Genomic DNA, 17,462 nt, shown 5'->3' on the forward strand with positions numbered 1-17,462 from the left:
GCCGCAGTTTTTACCTTTTGAAAGACCATTCCTTGTACATATTATTATTTTAATACTTAGACCAGAGGTAGTATATGAAATCACAAATTAAACGTTCGATTAAATTCAGCTTGACTATTGCCGTTATCACTTTTGTGTTAGCGGCTATTTTTTCAATCATTTCTTCTTCAATTCTAAGCGGGGTCATATGGCTGATTGGCCTGGTTATTGTATTGATTATAGTACTTATTGGTGTTGTCTTTGACATGCTGGGAATTGCATCAACAGCTGCAGATGAAGCACCATTTCATGCAATGGCAGCTGAAAAGGTCTACGGGGCAAAAGAAGCGGTAATAATCATAAGAAATGCAGACAAATTCGCAAGTTTCTGTAATGATGTAATCGGTGACATCTCGGGTATTGTAAGTGGGACAGCCTCTGCAATAGTTGTATTGCAAATTGCTGGACTGCTAGGCCACGGAGAGGGTTCGACTATACAAATTACTCTGTCTGTATTATTGACAAGCATTGTAGCAGCAATTACTGTTGGAGGAAAAGCACTTGGAAAATACTTTGCAATCCATGCATCTACAAAAATTATTTTTGTGGCAGGAAAGGTTATTTCCATCATTCAGGATAAATTCAAAATCAATGTGCTTCCCAAGAAATAATCATGTAAAGGAATTATATAATGGTAAAAAAACGATTAGATTTGCTCTTAGTGGAGAGAAACTTAATTGAAACAAGGGAGAAAGCCAAACGGATAATTATGGCTGGACTCGTTTTTTCAGAACAGGAACGGCTTGATAAACCGGGAATGAAAGTAAATGAAGATACTCCATTAACGGTAAAGGGGAAATTAATTCCCTTTGTAGGCAGAGGCGGCTTAAAGCTGGAAAAGGCTTTAAAAGTCTTTTCGGTTTCAGCTGAAAACAAAATAATGGCTGACGTCGGCTCCTCAACTGGAGGATTTACAGACTGTGCCTTGCAAAATGGTGCTAAACGAAGCTATGCGATCGATGTTGGGTATAACCAATTGGATTGGAAATTAAGAAATGATGATCGTGTTACCGTCATGGAACGAACAAATTTTAGATATGTTACACCAGATATGCTGAAAAATGGCACTCCGGACTTTGCTACGATTGACGTTTCTTTCATTTCTTTAAAATTAATTCTTCCCGTGCTAAAACAATTGCTTGCCACGGAAAGTGACATTATCGCACTAATAAAACCTCAATTTGAAGCGGGCAAAGATCAGGTTGGAAAAAAAGGGATTGTAAGAGATAAAAAAGTGCATAAAAGTGTATTGCACGAAATTATCTCCTTTGCAGAAAAGGAAGCATATGAGTTTTATGAACTTACACATTCCCCAATTACCGGAGGAGATGGAAATATTGAATTTCTGGCTCATCTTGGATGGAAGAAAAAAGTTAAAGGAATTAGGTTGACCGATGCCGAAATAGAGCTGGCCGTGGAAAAAGCACACCATGAATTAAAAAAAGCCAATTCATAAAAAAGAAGTGCAAAACCTAAGTTCAGTACAAATTTCTTAAGTTACATTAAACACTTATGAGACACACGTTACATGTAAATGGGAGATGAACATGAGTAAAATTCAACGCCATATTAAAATTCGAGAATTAATAACTGAATATGAACTGGAAACACAGGATGACCTTGTTGCACATTTAAAAAGTCTGGGATACAACGTAACACAGGCAACAGTGTCAAGAGATATAAAAGAACTCCATCTTGTTAAAGTTCCTATAGTCAATGGAAAATACAAATACAGCCTGCCTGCAGATCAGCGGTTCAATCCTTTAACCAAACTAAAAAGATTAATTATGGATGCTTTTGTTAAAATCGAACATGCAAGCCATTTTATTATTCTGAAAACACTTCCTGGAAATGCACATGCAGTTGGTGTTTTAATCGATAACCTTGACTGGGAAGAAATTATGGGTACCATTTGCGGGGATGACACATGTTTAATAATTTGCCGGACTGAATCAGATGCAGAAATCATTAAGAATCGTTTTATTGAAATGCTGTAAATGGAACACGAATTGCTAATGGCGAGGTGAATAGAAACATGCTAACAGAATTATCAATCCATGATTTTGCAATTATTGATGAAATTTCGATTAATTTTAATGAGGGACTTACTGTTTTAACAGGGGAAACCGGCGCGGGAAAATCGATTATCATTGATGCCATACAATTACTGGCTGGCGGCAGAGGCTCCGTTGAATATGTGAGGCATCAGGCAAAAAGAGCAGAGATAGAGGGATTGTTTTTTATTAATTATAAAAGTCATCCTGTTTATGAAAAAGGAAGAGAATACGGGATAGAGATACAGGATGAACAGATTGTTCTAAAACGTACAATAACATCATCAGGTAAAAGCATTTGCCGCGTAAATGGCAAATTAGTTACTTTAGCAATTTTAAAAGAATTCGGCAAAACACTTATTGATATTCACAGCCAGCATGAAACTCAATCCCTTATGGATCCTGAAAGCCATATTGAATTATTGGATCTATATGATTCGAAAAGGACTGCAGAAGCAAAAATAGAATACCTCAGGCTTTACGAAAAACTTAGTACTCTGAAAAGCAGATACAGAACCCTGAATGAAAATGAAAAGGAAATGGCACATAGACAGGACTTGCTTGAATTTCAGATAAAAGAGATTGAACAAGCTGATTTAAGTCCAGATGAAGATAACATTCTTGAAGAAGAAAGAAATTCATTAGTTAATTATGAGCGAATTTTTAAAGCATTGCAAGATGCCTATAATGCTCTTTACGGAGAACAAAAAGGCATTGAATGGGTCAATCAGGCTCAGCTTTCATTACAGGAAGGCTCTGAACACGATCCATTTATTGCCGAAAAGACGGAGGAAATATCAAATCATTACTTCGCCCTAGAGGAATTGACCTATGAATTAAGAAATCATATTGATACGTTACAATACGATCCGGAGCGTCTAAATGAGCTAGAAGCACGGCTTAATGAAATCAGCAGGCTTAAAAAGAAATATGGTTCGACAGTAAATGATGTTCTGGAATATATGGCTAAAATAGAAGAGGAAATGGAAGAAATAACAAACAAGGACTCACACCTGACCAAGTTAGCAAACCAAATTAATGAGGTTACAGAGGATGCTTACTTAGAGGCTAAACAGCTTCACGATATTCGAAAAAAAGCAGCAGCCTCGTTAACCGATGAAATCCATGCTGAATTGAAGGGGTTATATCTCGAAAAAACTTCTTTTTCCATCTTATTTGAAACAAATGATGAAGGACGAAACAAAGCTGAGGAAATAAATCTTCATAAAAATGGGATAGATAAAGTGCGATTTATGATATCTACAAACCCTGGGGAACCAATGAAAGAACTTAGTAAAGTCGCCTCCGGTGGTGAACTTTCACGGATTATGCTGGCACTTAAAAAGATATTTTCCAGTCATCAGGGTGTTACAAGTGTAATCTTTGATGAGGTGGATACAGGTGTAAGCGGGAGAGTAGCACAAGCTATTGCAGAGAAAATTTATCAAATTTCTAACGAATCACAAGTACTTTGTATTACTCATTTGCCTCAGGTGGCATCAATGGCTGATACACATAAGTTGATTGAAAAAATGGAAAAAGCGGAACGGACTGCCACAGGAGTATCAGAATTAAATTCCAAACAGCAGATTGTTGAATTAAGCAGAATGATTACTGGAACCAAACTAACAGAAACAGCTAAGGAACACGCAAAAGAAATGCTTGATTTAGCAGCTGCATTTAAAAAAAAAAGGCCAGGCGCCCGTTAAGCTAGGTAAGAACTGCAATCCAGGAGAGGACCTGAACGCCGTGTGAAACGCTTAATGTTTTAGATGGGACGATTAACGTAGCCCCAATTTTTTTATGATGGAACAATTGAAAAGTTATGCTTTCATTTTAATGTAAAAAATAAGGATAATTTTGCTTAAAAAGCCAGATGATAAAACTATCTGGTTTTTTTCTTTGCCTTTAAAGAGGATGCTCAAAAAGTCCGGTATATGTGACACATCGAATTAGCCACCTTCAACACTTCCGATTCATGGCACTGAAAAGATTGCTAAAACACCCATGCCCTTGAAAAAGAAAATATTTTGCGAACTAAGACGAACTTGGCTCTTTTCATCCCTTCTTTTTTGAACAAGTACTTAAAGTATTCCTCATTTAGCAAAATAAAACATGCATTATTTGAGAATGTCCTATTAATCATACATATACATATATATCGCTTTTTTTAAAAGGAAATGTTACACATCTTTCTTAACTTTCACCAGTTTAAAACCGTCCCGGTTAGGTCAAATTAGAAATACAGAAATAAAAGGTATGGGCTAGGAATGAGGAGAGTGAAGTGATTGAAATTCAGACAGATTAAAAATACACGATTATGGATAGGCGCCCTGCTCCTTATTGCCTTGTTTATGATCCCTTTCTTAACTCCAGTACAAAAGTATCTTTCTATTCCGAACGAAATTGTCACCTTCAAAAATGAATCTCCTTTAGAGATCCCGAAATTAGGTAAGGATATCCAAATCAGTACAGCAAATAAAAATATTCAAGCAATCGACTCCTCTGTATTTTATGCGAAAGAATCCGGAGACAGTGAATTAACGTATGAGGTATCCGGATTCCCAATTAAAAAAGTAAATTTATCTGTTTTAGATGATATAAAGGTTATACCTGGAGGACAGTCCATTGGTGTGCAGCTTCATACATTAGGTGTGCTTGTTGTAGGTCACCATCTTGTTAAGTCAGAAGAGGGAGCATTATCTCCAGGTGAGGATGCAGAAATACAGGTAGGGGATGTAATTTTAAAAATAAATGGGAAGGCGATTAAGGAATTGTCGGATGTAAAACCATTTGTTAAAGAGGCAGGAAAAAATAATAAAAAGCTCCAGATTACGTTAAAAAGAGGCAGAGAAACCATTGATACAACGCTTCAGCCAATATACGACGATAAAGACAATGAGTATAAAATTGGTTTATATATCAGGGACTCTGCTGCAGGTATTGGAACAATGACGTTTTATGATCCTAAATCTAAAAAATATGGAGCACTTGGCCACGTTATTTCCGATATGGATACAAAAAAGCCAATTGAAATTCATAATGGAACAATTGTTAAATCCTCTGTAGTTTCCATAGAAAAGGGAAATAATGGAACGCCGGGTGAAAAACAGGCGGAATTTTCCATAGAAAATGATAAAATCGGTTCGATAACTAAAAATAGCCCTTTTGGCATCTTTGGAAAATTAACTGAGTCCATATCGAATGACAATTATGATAAACCACTGCCCGTAGCTTTATCACATGAAGTAAAAGAAGGACCTGCAAAAATTTTGACGGTTGTAGATGATGAAAAAGTTGAGGAGTATGATATAGAGATTGTAAGCAGTGTACCACAGAAATTTCCTGCAACAAAAGGAATGGTCATACAAATAACAGATCCTGAGCTTTTAAAAAAGACTGGAGGGATTGTCCAGGGAATGAGTGGAAGCCCTATAATTCAGGATGGAAAAATAATTGGAGCGGTTACGCATGTATTTGTAAATGATCCGACATCAGGATATGGTGTTCATATTGAGTGGATGCTGCAGGACGCGGGGATAAGTATTTATAATAAAGAAAGGGCAAGTTAATTAAAGTGACTTGTAATGATGATGAACCATTACAAGTCACTTTTATGGTATAATTTGGTTAATATTATTCGACAAAACCGCATTGCTTTTGTCAATAAATATCGAATTTAATCAAAAAATGGAGCAATATGAAGCAAAATAAAGAAATGCTAAAAAAATCCAATGATTTTCAAATAAAAAGAGGATATTTTAAATTTTTATAGAATATGTACAGAGGAGAAAAAAGTTAAATTACATAAAAGGAGGAAATATTTTGTGGAAAAAATTTCAGTATGCTTAGTAGATGACAATAGGGAACTAGTGCAATTAATGGATGATTATTTCGAAGAACAGCCGGACATAGAAGTAATCGGAGCTGCTTATAATGGCAGGGATTGCCTGTCTATGGTGGAGGAACTTGAGCCGGATGTTCTAATTTTGGATATAATTATGCCACATGTAGATGGATTGGCTGTTTTAAATACATTGAGGGATATGGAGTTAAAAAATAAACCAAGTGTAATAATGTTAACCGCTTTTGGTCAGGAAGAGGTAATGAAAAAAGCAGTAGATCTTGGAGCATCGTATTTTATTTTGAAACCATTTGACTTAGATAATTTAGGAGATCAGATACGGCAGGTACAGGGAAATAGCAGTGTATTCTCATCCAGTAAAAATAAAACTGCGAAAAAGGAAAGGAAAAAGCAGGATCTGGAAGCAAGTATTACAAACATTATTCATGAAATCGGTGTACCAGCACATATTAAGGGATATATGTATCTTCGTGAAGCAATTACGATGGTATATAATGATATTGAGCTATTGGGGTCTATTACAAAAGTGCTTTATCCTGATATTGCGAAAAAGTTTAATACTACTGCTTCCAGGGTGGAAAGAGCGATCCGGCATGCAATTGAAGTTGCCTGGAGCAGGGGGAACATTGATTCAATATCAGCTTTATTTGGTTATACGATCAGTATATCCAAAGCAAAACCAACGAATTCGGAATTTATTGCAATGGTCGCTGACAGACTTAGACTGGAGCATAAGGCTAGTTAAAGCTTAATTAATTTTTATGCTTTTTGTCGTTATAATTATTACATTTTAATGTAAACAAAAATATTACTGTACAAACATACAGTAATATTTTTGTTTTACAATATTTTAATTATCCGAAAAATGCTTTATACAATGATGGAATAGCTAAATCCAAATCTTTTGAAAGAACTCCAAACATCATAGATACTTCGGAAGAGCCTTGGTTAATCATTTCAATATTTACATTCGCATCTGATATTGCAGTGGCTGCTCTGCTTGCAAGTCCAACTGTTCGAACAAGTCCTTCTCCCACAATCATGATCATAGCAAGACCCCGATCGAGTGAAACTGTCTGAGGGTGAAGTTCATCAGTAATTCTCTTTAATATTATTTTTTCCTTACTTTCTGTCAGTTGGCTTTCTCTAATAATGATGGACATATCATCAATTCCCGAAGGTGCATGTTCAAATGAAATCCCTTCATCCTCCAGAATATTAAACAGTTTCCGTCCAAATCCAATTTCCCGGTTCATAAAGTACTTACTTACATATAAACTGCAAAATCCTGTATCACTTGCAATACCAACTACACATTTTTCTTCGGGTTTTTTTTCGGCGACAATCATCGTACCAGGATAGAGTGGGTTATTCGTATTTTTTATGCAAACAGGGATTTGCTCTTTAAAGGCAGGAATCAATGCTTCATTATGAAACACAGAAAAACCAGCATAAGAAAGTTCACGCATCTCCCTATAGGTTAATGTTCTGATTTCATTTGGATTTTCAACATAAGAAGGGTTTACAGAGTAAACCGAATCAACATCTGTGAAATTTTCATACAATGAGGCTTTTACTCCTGCGGCAATGATTGAACCAGTGATATCAGAACCACCTCTTGAGAACGTTGCCAACTGGCCCTCTTTTGTATATCCGAAAAATCCCGGAATAACTAATATTCCGTCTCTTTCACGTAAAGTATATATTTTTTGAAAGCTTTCCGGCAGTATTTCAGCATAGCCAGCTTCATTACTTACCATAATTCCCGCATCTTTCGGGTTAATATAACTTGCTTTTACTCCCAGTGAATTTAAATAAGCGCTGAGCACTTTAGCTGAGCTGTCCTCTCCAACAGCTTTAATTGCATCAAATTTTGTTTTATTTGTATCATCGCTTTCCAGGATATTATGAATGTTGTGTTCAATTTCATCTAATATAAAATATGGTATATTCAATCCTTCAATGATTTCTTTAAAGCGACTTATTACTATAGAATAATATTTGTTGAAGTCTTCACCATTTATGTATGCATTTCCCAATTGAATTAGCATATCGGTTACTTTGAAATCTTCTTTGTCCCTTTTTCCGGGTGCTGAAACTACAATAAACTTTCTTTCTGGATCATTCTGAATAATTTCAGCAACTTTATGTAATTGAGTTGAATCCGCAACGGAACTTCCTCCGAATTTTGCTACTTTCATTATAAATATCCTCCCTGTGCAACTTTTGAATTTTTAATATAAATAATAACACAAATTTTCTTTTAGTAAATAAAAAACTAAAAAGATGGAAATTATTTTACCATCTTTTCGTAAATGAGAAAATATATATTAATCCTGTTTATCCTGTTTGTGTATGTGGGATTTTTTTTTCTTTTCCAGCTGACGTTTGCGGTCCCGATAAACGATAAATCCGCCAATAAAAGCGAGTCCTAAAACAAACATTACAAGGCCGGCAATAAATTGAATTCCTTCATGAAAAAATATTGGATAAAAATCATCAAATAACGTATCCCGCATTAGTTTAATTCCAAATGCAGCAATAACACCAGGAATTAGCAGCAGCGATACTGCAATAATTCTAATCATGTCACTTCCCCTTATGTATTAAACTGATCCTAATTATACCATATATTACGTATAAGCGGATGTCATACTATAATAACTATATTTGCCAAAAGATGCATAGTAAAGTAAGATAAAAGCATGCAAAATAATGCAAGGTGGGATGAGATGAAACGAGTGCTAATTGTTGGTGCTGGAAAAGGGGGAAGTGTTCTATTAAAAATCCTTTATGCAGCAAAGAGAATGCAGATTGCAGCTGTTATCGATATAAATAAAGATGCCAATGGTCTGAAAATAGCAGAGCGTTATAATATCCCAACTGACAGCAGCTGGAAAAGTTGGGTTGATAAAGATATTGACATCATCGTAGAAGCAACAGGCGAGGATCATGTGTTACGCGAGTTGTTAGAAAATCGGAACAGAGATACGGTTATCATCCCAGGATCGGTAGCATACATAATTTCAGAACTTTTTAATGAAAAAGAATCACTGTTAAACCGGATTAGACTTCAAATGAACAACCAAGAATTAATATTAAATAACATTCGTGATGGTATGATCGTAATTAACAATGATGAAATAGTCCAATTTGTAAATAAAAGCGCAGAAAGCATTGTTGGACATAAGAAAAAAGAATTTAAAGGAAAAAATATCAGAAGCATTATTGAAAACACCAGGCTGCCAGAAGTTTTGAGAAGTCAGAGAAGGGAAGTAAACCAAAAGCTTTTTTTGGAAAATGGAAAAAAAGTAATTACAACAAGAATTCCCATTATCAATGCAGATGATCGTTTAGTTGGTGCATTTGCAGTATTCAAGGATATTACAGAGGTCATGAAAATGGCTGAGGAAAACACAGATTTAAATGAAATAAAAAAAATGCTTGAAGCTATCATAAAATCATCTGATGAAGCTATCACTGTAGTAGATGAAAATGGAGTCGGGTTAATCATAAATCCGGCATATACCCGAATTACAGGATTAAAAGAAATTGATGTTATAGGTAAACCTGCAGCAACTGATATTTCTGAAGGTGAAAGCATGCATATGAAGGTTCTTAAAACACGCCGGGCTGTCCGCGGAGTACGAATGAAAGTAGGTCCAGGAAAAAAAGATGTCCTGGTTAATGTTGCACCAGTTATTGTTGATGGGAAAATCAAAGGCAGTGTAGGTGTAATTCACGATGTGTCAGAAATTCAGACATTAACAACCGAATTAAAAAGAGCAAGACAGATTATCAGAAATTTGGAAGCAAAGTATACGTTTGATGATATTATTGGTAACTCTCAGGAAATGAAGCTGGCTTTGGAGCAGGCAAAAGTTGGAGCAAAGACCCCTGCAACAGTGCTGCTGCGCGGTGAATCTGGTACAGGCAAGGAACTGTTTGCCCATGCCATTCATAATGAAAGTGACCGTAAACATAATAAATTTATCAGAGTTAATTGTGCAGCTATAGCAGAGTCAATTCTGGAAAGTGAATTATTTGGTTATGAAGAAGGTGCATTTTCAGGTGCCAAGCATGGTGGTAAGAAGGGTTTATTTGAAGAAGCAAACATGGGAAGCATTTTTCTGGATGAAATTGGCGAATTGTCCTTGAATATGCAAGCAAAGCTTCTCAGGGTTCTGCAGGAAAATGAAATTGTCCGTGTAGGCGGTACGGATCCTGTTTTTTTAAATGTGCGTATTATTGCTGCTACAAATATTAATTTGGAAAAGGCTATCATGAACAAGTCATTTCGCGAGGATCTGTATTATCGCTTAAACCGTTTGCCTATATTCATACCATCTCTTTATGAACGATTGAATGACCTGCCAGAACTAATACAGCATATCATAGAGAAAGTTAATCAGGATTATGGCAGAAATGTACAGACCGTTTCTGATGAAGCATTATCTATTTTACGGAATCATCGATGGAAAGGGAACGTTCGTGAATTAGAAAATGTTATTGGACGGGCTATGATATATATGGATATGAATGAGGAGATAATAAAAAAGGAACATATACCTGAGCTGCAAATAACCGCATCAGGAACCACCGTTAAAGAAAGTATTCAAATGCAGACCGACAGACCATTACAGGAGGCGGTGGAACAATATGAAAAAAAGTATATTTCCAATGTCTTCAATAGAAATAACTTTAATAAAACAAGAACAGCCAAAGAATTAAATATTTCTATACGAAATTTGTATTATAAGATGGACAAGTACAAAATTGAAAAAGATAGCATGCAATAATTTTCATGTTTGCTATAATTTGCAGATTAATACCAGCGTTAGTAAAGCGCTTTCATTTAAAATTATTGGCACGGTTTTTGCAATATAATTTACAGGGAGGCTGCAATGAAAACACTAAGTTTCTTAAAAAACCAAGTAAGGCAGGAAAAGAAACAAATAATCTCTGTTGCAGATGCTGCAGACAAGGAAGTGCTGAAAGCTGTTAAAAATGCAGTAAATGAAGAGTTATGTTCATTTCTTTTATTCGGCAATGAAAAGCGAATTACTGATATTGCAGTTGAAATTAAATTGGATCTTTCGACGTCTGCTATTCATATGCATCATACAAATTCCTCGGCAGAGGCTTCTGAGGCGGCAGTAAAAGCGGTCCATCATAAAGAAGCTCATATTCTGATGAAAGGGAATGTCTCGACTAAGGAGCTGCTGAAAGCTGTATTGCATAAAGAACATGGCTTACGGACAGGTAAAATTCTTTCACATGTAGCATTATTTGAAATTCCGAATCAGAGCCGTTTGATTTTTTTGACAGATGCGGCAATGAATCTTCAGCCAGATATGAAAGAAAAAACTGAAATCATCAATAATGCCGTGCAGGTCGCACATGGGATTGGTTTGGAACAGCCAAAAGTAGCAGTGCTTGCACCAGTCGAGGTAATTAATCCTGCGATGCAATCTACTGTTGATGCTGCTATGCTTACTCAGATGCAGAAAAGAGGCCAAATCAAAGGATGTTTGATAGATGGACCATTGGCTTTTGATAATGCCGTTTCGCTTGAAGCAGCAAATCAGAAGGGTATCCATACAGAGGTGGCAGGTGCAGCAGATATTTTAATGGTTCCAACAATAGAAGTTGGAAATGCTTTATATAAATCATTTATTTATTTTTCAAATGCAAAAGTTGCTGCAATTATCAGTGGTGCAAAGGCTCCTATTGTTCTAACATCGCGGGCTGATTCTGCTGAAAGTAAATTAAATTCATTATCATTGGCTTTATTATCATCTAAAACATTCAAGGAGGAATAGAAAATGGAAATTTTCACGTATATGGAAAAATATGATTATGAACAATTAGTATTTTGTCAGGATAAAAATTCAGGATTGAAAGCAATTATTGCAATTCACGATACAACACTTGGACCTGCTTTAGGCGGTACAAGAATGTGGACATATGATTCAGAAGCAGAAGCTATTGAAGATGCACTTCGGCTTGCTAAAGGTATGACCTATAAAAATGCTGCTGCCGGACTTGATCTGGGTGGCGGAAAAACAGTTATAATCGGTGATCCCAAAAAAGACAAGAATCCTGAAATGTTCCGTGCATTCGGGAGGTATATTCAAGGTTTGAATGGAAGATATATAACGGCAGAAGATGTCGGTACAACAGAAGATGATATGGATCTTATCCATCTTGAAACAGACTTTGTAACAGGGACATCAGAAGCTTCTTCATCTGGAAATCCTTCACCTGTCACCGCATATGGCATTTATAAAGGAATTAAAGCAGCTGCAAAAGAAGCCTTTGGCGAGGATTCGGTAAAAGGAAGGACAATTGCAATTCAGGGCGTTGGAAACGTTGCCTACGCATTATGTGAGTATTTGCATGAAGAAGGTGCAAAATTAATCGTTGCAGATATCAATAAAGCTGCTGTTGCAAAGGCAGTTGAAGCTTTTGATGCCAAAGCAGTTGATCCGGAAGATATTTATGATGTGGATTGTGATATTTATTCACCTTGTGCACTTGGTGCTACGATTAATGAAGAAACTATTCCAAGACTTAAAGCAAAAGTGATTGCCGGGTCTGCAAATAACCAATTGAAAACTACCGAGCATGGAGATATCATCCATGAAAAAGGAATTGTTTATGCTCCGGATTATGTTATTAATTCAGGTGGTGTAATCAACGTTGCCGATGAATTACATGGTTATAACCAGGCAAGAGCAAAGAAAAAGGTAGAAACTATATATGACAGTCTAAATAAGGTATTTGAAATCTCCAGACGTGATAATATACCGACATATGTTGCGGCAGACCGGATGGCAGAAGAAAGAATTGAATCTGTAAGAAATTCCAGAAATCAATTTTTGCTTAATAATCACCATGTATTGAGCAGAAGATAATATTCAAAGACTGTTTTACGGGCGGAGGTCAATATATTGCAATCAATTTATCGGATATTAGTTATTAATCCCGGATCCACTTCTACTAAAATCGGTGTATTCGATGAAGAGACATGTATTTTTGAAAAAACAATCCGGCACACTCTTGATGAAATAAGAGGTTTTGAAAGAGTAATTGATCAATATGATTACCGAAAAAAAATTATACTTGATACCTTGCATTATGAGGGGATAAATATTTCAAAATTAAATGCTGTTTGCGGGAGAGGTGGTTTGCTGAGACCTATTGAAGGTGGCACCTATGAAGTAAACGACCCAATGCTGGAGGATCTGAAACGCGGACTGAACGGAGAGCATGCTTCTAATCTTGGCGGTATTATCGCACATGAAATAGCAAGTGGTTTAAATATCCCAGCATATATTGTAGACCCGGTAGTTGTAGATGAACTGGAAGAGATAGCAAGATATTCTGGTGTTCCGGATATTCCAAGGAAAAGTATCTTTCATGCATTAAATCAAAAAGCTGTAGCAAGAAAAGCCGCTGCGGATATTAATGAAAAATATGAAAACATGAACTTGATTGTTACACATATGGGTGGAGGAATAACAGTCGGAGCCCACAAGAAAGGTAAAGTCATCGATGTTAATAATGGTCTTCACGGTGATGGTCCATTTTCTCCTGAGCGTGCTGGAACAGTTCCGGCAGGTGATCTTGTGTCATTATGCTTTTCAGGTCAATATTACGTTGATGAAGTCATGAAGAAAGTAGTAGGTAAAGGCGGCTTAATGGCATACCTTGGAACAAATGATGCAGTTGAAGTAGAGAAGAGAATCGCAGCTGGTGATGAGCTTGCAAAAAAGACATACGAAGCAATGGCATACCAAATAGCAAAAGAAATTGGATCAATGAGTGCAGTTCTGTCAGGAAAAGTAGATCTGATTGTCCTGACTGGCGGATTAGCCTATGGGAAAACGTTTGTTGAAATGATTACAGAACACATTAACTGGATCGCTGATACAGTTATTTACCCCGGAGAGGATGAACTGCAAGCATTAAATGAAGGGGTGCTAAGAGTGCTTCATGAGGAAGAGCTTCCGAAAGTATATCCAAATAACTGACAGTAAAGGAGTTTACAGCATATGGCAAAGGAATATGATCTTGTAATACTTGGCGGGGGGACCGGTGGCTATGTTGCTGCCATCAGAGCTTCCCAGCTGGGCATGCAGGTTGCTGTTGTAGAAAATGGAGAATTAGGTGGGACTTGTTTGCACCGGGGCTGTATCCCCTCCAAAGCTTTTCTTCGCAGTGCCGAAGTGTTCAGACAGACAAAAGAAGCAGATTCTTATGGAATTATTACAAAAGAAACAACATTGAATTTTGCAAAAGTACAGGAAAGAAAAGAATCCATTGTAAACACACTGCACCAAGGCGTACAGGCTTTAATGAAAAAAGGAAAGATTGATGTTTTCAAAGGCTTTGGGCGTATACTTGGCCCAAGTATTTTCTCTCCAATGCCCGGTACGATCTCAATTGAATATGAAAACGGGGACGAAAACACAATGATTGTGCCCAAAAACGTATTAATTGCGACGGGCTCTAAACCACGTACATTGCCAGGCCTGGAATTGGATGGAAATCTAGTCATGAGTTCAGGTGAAGCACTGAAGATGGAAGAATTGCCTTCATCTATTATTATTGTCGGCGGTGGTGTGATTGGAATAGAGTGGGCTTCAATGCTGGCTGACTTCGGGGTAGAAGTTACTGTGATTGAATACATGAATCAAATTCTTCCGACTGAAGACGGTGCAGTAGCAAGGGAAGTTGAAAAACAATTGAAAAAGAAAGGTGTCACTTTTGTTAAACAAGCAAAAGTACTCCCTGAAACATTAAAAAAGGAAAATAATGTAACAATTCTTGCGGAAATCGACGGTAATAATGAAACATTTAAAGCAGATAAGATGCTGGTTTCTGTTGGACGTGAAGCAAATTCCGCGAATATCGGTCTGGATAACACTGAGATTTTAACTGAAAAAGGCTATATCCAGACAAATGAATATTATCAAACGAAAGAATCCCATATTTATGCAATCGGTGATGTGATTGGCGGTATGCAGCTGGCGCATGTTGCTTCACATGAAGGAATAACAGCCGTAGAACATATTGCAAATGAAAAGCCGTTGCCAATCAATTACGGAAACATCCCTTCATGTATTTATTCAAATCCAGAAGCTGCCAGTGTTGGATTGACAGAAAAGCAAGCAAAAGAAAAAGGATTTGATATAAAAGTTGGGAAATTCCCCTTTAAAGCGATTGGAAAAGCACTTGTATATGGAGAATCTGATGGTTTCGTAAAAATTATTGCTGATAAGAAAAACGAAGATCTGTTAGGTATTCATATGGTAGGACCACATGTTACGGATATGATATCAGAAGCGGGACTGGCAATGGTATTAGATGCAACACCTTGGGAGATTTCAGGGACTATTCATCCACACCCGACACTTTCAGAAGTTATGGGTGAAGCAGCTTTAGCCGTTGAAGGAAAACAGATACATGGTTAATCAAGAAGGAGGGTCTATCTATGTCAAATAATCGTCATAAAGCATTAGGCTTATCAGATGAGCAGGTATTGGATATGTTTAAGACAATGCTTCTCGCCAGAAAGCTTGATGAAAGAATGTGGCTGTTAAACAGGGCTGGGAAAATACCTTTTGTCATCTCCTGTCAAGGTCAGGAGGCTGCCCAAGTAGGAGCATCATTTGCAATGGACAGAGAGAAAGACTATGCCGCACCATATTATCGTGATATGGGGGTCGTACTGGCTTTTGGTATGACAGCAAAAGAACTGATGTTATCCGGATTTGCCAAAGCAGAAGATCCAAACTCCGGAGGCCGGCAAATGCCGGGACATTTTGGACAAAAGAAAAACCGGATTCTTACTGGTTCATCTCCTGTTACCACACAGGTTCCACATGCGGTGGGTGTTGCACTGGCAGCAAAAATGGAGAAAAAGGATTTTGTCTCATTTGTAACGCTTGGTGAAGGCTCCTCCAACCAGGGAGATTTTCATGAAGGATTAAATTTTGCCGGTGTTCATAAATTACCTGTTATAACAATGGTTGAAAATAATCAGTATGCTATTTCAGTGCCAATTGAAAAGCAAATTGCAAGCAAGACAGTAGCAGATCGCGCACAAAGTTACGGAATGCCTGGTGTAACTGTAGATGGGAATGACCCACTGGCTGTGTATGAAGCTGTTAAAGCTGCCAGAGAACGTGCTGTGAGTGGGAAAGGCCCATCACTAATCGAGGCTGTTTCCTACCGGTTAACAGCACATTCCAGTGATGATGATGACCGTCAGTACCGTGAGAGTGAAGAAGTAGAGGAAGCCAGGAAAAAGGATTCAATTATAACCTTTGCAACGTATCTTAAGGAGGAAGGAATTCTTACAGATGAGATTGAAAAGGAAATTAATGAAAGAATTGGCGATCTCGTAAATGAAGCAACTGATTATGCAGAAAACGCACCATATGCAGAAGCTGAAAGTGCATTAAAGTATGTTTATGAAGAGTAGGGAGGGAAGAATACGATGCCTGTAATGTCATATATTCAAGCAGTAACTTCTGCTTTAAAAGAAGAAATGAAGCGTGATGAAAAAGTATTTGTTTTAGGTGAAGATGTGGGAAAAAAAGGCGGAGTTTTCCGCGCAACAGATGGATTATTCGATGAGTTTGGCGAAGACCGGGTTTTGGATACTCCACTTGCCGAATCCGCTATTGCCGGCGTTGGTATTGGTGCTGCAATGTATGGAATGCGACCAGTAGCGGAGATGCAATTTGCTGATTTCATTATGCCGGCAGTAAACCAGATTATTTCAGAAGCTGCAAAAATCCGCTATCGTTCAAATAATGATTGGAATGTTCCTATTACTATTCGTGCACCATATGGCGGAGGAGTCCATGGAGCACTTTATCATTCGCAATCCGTTGAAGCAGTGTTTGCGAATCAGCCAGGATTAAAAATTGTGATGCCTTCAACTCCATACGATGTGAAGGGGCTGTTAAAAGCTTCTATCCGTGATAATGACCCTGTGCTATTCTTTGAACATAAACGTGCGTACCGTTTACTTAAAGGGGAAGTTCCGGAGGATGACTATGTACTGCCAATCGGGAAAGCAGACATAAAACGGGAAGGCTCTGATATTACCATCATTACTTATGGTTTATGTGTGCACTTTGCCCTGCAGGCAGCAGAGAAATTGGCAGAAGAAGGAATAGATGCACATATTCTTGATTTACGCACCATTTATCCGCTTGATAAAGAAGCAATTATAGAAGCAGCCAAAAAGACCGGAAAAGTTTTATTGATTACTGAAGATAATAAAGAAGGAAGCATTATTGGAGAAGTAGCGGCTATTATTGCAGAAAATTGTCTGTTTGATCTGGATGCTCCTGTTCAGCGCTTAGCAGGACCTGATGTTCCGTCAATGCCGTATGCTCCTACAATGGAAAAATTTTTTATGGTAAACCCGGACAAAGTAGAAAAAGCAATGCGAGAACTTGCAGAATTTTAACCAGTGAAGGAGG

Annotated in this window: 15 protein-coding genes; 13 read left to right on the plus strand and 2 right to left on the minus strand. The window is 37.3% G+C overall.

Features of this window, described 5'->3' with window-relative positions; genetic code table 11:
• Positions 1 to 74 precede the first annotated feature (74 nt).
• The 6 genes from CIL03_RS02425 to spo0A all read left to right on the plus strand — a co-directional run bounded on the left by CIL03_RS02425 (position 75) and on the right by spo0A (position 6,703).
• Positions 75 to 650, plus strand: a complete 576-nt coding sequence (locus tag CIL03_RS02425) for a hypothetical protein (RefSeq protein WP_094883611.1) — start codon at positions 75 to 77, stop codon at positions 648 to 650.
• A 20-nt stretch (positions 651 to 670) separates the two neighbouring features.
• On the plus strand, positions 671 to 1,495 hold the full coding sequence (locus CIL03_RS02430; protein WP_094883612.1) for a TlyA family RNA methyltransferase: 825 nt from the start codon (positions 671 to 673) through the stop codon (positions 1,493 to 1,495).
• 91 nt (positions 1,496 to 1,586) lie between these two features.
• Positions 1,587 to 2,036, plus strand: coding sequence for a transcriptional regulator AhrC/ArgR (ahrC, locus tag CIL03_RS02435; RefSeq protein WP_094883613.1), 450 nt, complete (start codon positions 1,587 to 1,589; stop codon positions 2,034 to 2,036).
• 38 nt (positions 2,037 to 2,074) lie between these two features.
• Positions 2,075 to 3,802 (plus strand): DNA repair protein RecN, encoded by a 1,728-nt coding sequence (recN, locus tag CIL03_RS02440; RefSeq protein WP_094883614.1) that lies wholly within the window; start codon positions 2,075 to 2,077, stop codon positions 3,800 to 3,802.
• A 579-nt stretch (positions 3,803 to 4,381) separates the two neighbouring features.
• Complete coding sequence (spoIVB, locus tag CIL03_RS02445) at positions 4,382 to 5,665, plus strand: SpoIVB peptidase (RefSeq protein WP_276281920.1); 1,284 nt, start codon at positions 4,382 to 4,384, stop codon at positions 5,663 to 5,665.
• 255 nt (positions 5,666 to 5,920) lie between these two features.
• The gene (gene spo0A, locus CIL03_RS02450) at positions 5,921 to 6,703 is read left to right on the plus strand and encodes a sporulation transcription factor Spo0A (RefSeq protein ID WP_094883615.1); all 783 of its coding nucleotides are present in this window, start codon (positions 5,921 to 5,923) and stop codon (positions 6,701 to 6,703) included.
• Positions 6,704 to 6,812: 109 nt separating this feature from the next.
• Here spo0A and CIL03_RS02455 read toward each other — a convergent pair whose 3' ends face one another.
• Together CIL03_RS02455 and CIL03_RS02460 are read right to left on the minus strand one after the other, a co-directional pair.
• Positions 6,813 to 8,159, minus strand: coding sequence for an aspartate kinase (locus CIL03_RS02455; RefSeq protein WP_094883616.1), 1,347 nt, complete (start codon positions 8,157 to 8,159; stop codon positions 6,813 to 6,815).
• A gap of 129 nt (positions 8,160 to 8,288) precedes the next feature.
• Positions 8,289 to 8,546 (minus strand): DUF2627 domain-containing protein, encoded by a 258-nt coding sequence (locus CIL03_RS02460; RefSeq protein WP_094883617.1) that lies wholly within the window; start codon positions 8,544 to 8,546, stop codon positions 8,289 to 8,291.
• A 144-nt stretch (positions 8,547 to 8,690) separates the two neighbouring features.
• Here CIL03_RS02460 and CIL03_RS02465 point away from each other — a divergent pair, with 144 nt between their 5' ends.
• The 7 genes from CIL03_RS02465 (at position 8,691) to CIL03_RS02495 (ending at position 17,449) form a co-directional block, all read left to right on the plus strand.
• Positions 8,691 to 10,757 (plus strand): sigma 54-interacting transcriptional regulator, encoded by a 2,067-nt coding sequence (locus CIL03_RS02465; RefSeq protein WP_094883618.1) that lies wholly within the window; start codon positions 8,691 to 8,693, stop codon positions 10,755 to 10,757.
• A 105-nt stretch (positions 10,758 to 10,862) separates the two neighbouring features.
• Positions 10,863 to 11,780 carry a phosphate butyryltransferase gene (gene yqiS / locus CIL03_RS02470; RefSeq protein WP_094883619.1) on the plus strand — a complete coding sequence of 306 codons (918 nt, stop codon included), beginning with the start codon at positions 10,863 to 10,865 and terminating at the stop codon, positions 11,778 to 11,780.
• A 3-nt stretch (positions 11,781 to 11,783) separates the two neighbouring features.
• A complete protein-coding gene (locus CIL03_RS02475; RefSeq protein ID WP_094883620.1) occupies positions 11,784 to 12,875 on the plus strand; it encodes a Leu/Phe/Val dehydrogenase in 1,092 nt (363 codons plus the stop codon).
• Between the two features lie 36 nt (positions 12,876 to 12,911).
• Complete coding sequence (buk, locus tag CIL03_RS02480) at positions 12,912 to 13,994, plus strand: butyrate kinase (protein ID WP_420855375.1); 1,083 nt, start codon at positions 12,912 to 12,914, stop codon at positions 13,992 to 13,994.
• Between the two features lie 21 nt (positions 13,995 to 14,015).
• Complete coding sequence (gene lpdA, locus CIL03_RS02485) at positions 14,016 to 15,437, plus strand: dihydrolipoyl dehydrogenase (protein ID WP_094883622.1); 1,422 nt, start codon at positions 14,016 to 14,018, stop codon at positions 15,435 to 15,437.
• Between the two features lie 20 nt (positions 15,438 to 15,457).
• Entirely contained in the window at positions 15,458 to 16,450 is a 993-nt protein-coding gene (locus tag CIL03_RS02490) for a thiamine pyrophosphate-dependent dehydrogenase E1 component subunit alpha (protein WP_094883623.1), read from the plus strand.
• A gap of 15 nt (positions 16,451 to 16,465) precedes the next feature.
• Positions 16,466 to 17,449, plus strand: coding sequence for an alpha-ketoacid dehydrogenase subunit beta (locus CIL03_RS02495; RefSeq protein WP_094883624.1), 984 nt, complete (start codon positions 16,466 to 16,468; stop codon positions 17,447 to 17,449).
• The last annotated feature ends 13 nt before the right edge of the window (positions 17,450 to 17,462 follow it).

It is taken from the genome of Virgibacillus indicus, from assembly GCF_002266285.1.
In the GTDB taxonomy this organism is placed as follows: Bacteria; Bacillota; Bacilli; order Bacillales; family Amphibacillaceae; genus Virgibacillus_K; species Virgibacillus_K indicus.

Bases quoted from the DNA above. Each gene is read 5' to 3' on its own strand.
- CIL03_RS02425 (WP_094883611.1), top strand. From the start codon at position 75: ATGAAATCACAAATTAAACGTTCGATTAAATTCAGCTTGACTATTGCC.
- CIL03_RS02430 (WP_094883612.1), top strand. From the start codon at position 671: ATGGTAAAAAAACGATTAGATTTGCTCTTAGTGGAGAGAAACTTAATT.
- ahrC (WP_094883613.1), top strand. From the start codon at position 1,587: ATGAGTAAAATTCAACGCCATATTAAAATTCGAGAATTAATAACTGAA.
- recN (WP_094883614.1), top strand. From the start codon at position 2,075: ATGCTAACAGAATTATCAATCCATGATTTTGCAATTATTGATGAAATT.
- CIL03_RS02455 (WP_094883616.1), bottom strand. From the start codon at position 8,159: ATGAAAGTAGCAAAATTCGGAGGAAGTTCCGTTGCGGATTCAACTCAA.
- CIL03_RS02460 (WP_094883617.1), bottom strand. From the start codon at position 8,546: ATGATTAGAATTATTGCAGTATCGCTGCTGCTAATTCCTGGTGTTATT.
- CIL03_RS02465 (WP_094883618.1), top strand. From the start codon at position 8,691: ATGAAACGAGTGCTAATTGTTGGTGCTGGAAAAGGGGGAAGTGTTCTA.
- yqiS (WP_094883619.1), top strand. From the start codon at position 10,863: ATGAAAACACTAAGTTTCTTAAAAAACCAAGTAAGGCAGGAAAAGAAA.
- CIL03_RS02475 (WP_094883620.1), top strand. From the start codon at position 11,784: ATGGAAATTTTCACGTATATGGAAAAATATGATTATGAACAATTAGTA.
- lpdA (WP_094883622.1), top strand. From the start codon at position 14,016: ATGGCAAAGGAATATGATCTTGTAATACTTGGCGGGGGGACCGGTGGC.
- CIL03_RS02490 (WP_094883623.1), top strand. From the start codon at position 15,458: ATGTCAAATAATCGTCATAAAGCATTAGGCTTATCAGATGAGCAGGTA.
- CIL03_RS02495 (WP_094883624.1), top strand. From the start codon at position 16,466: ATGCCTGTAATGTCATATATTCAAGCAGTAACTTCTGCTTTAAAAGAA.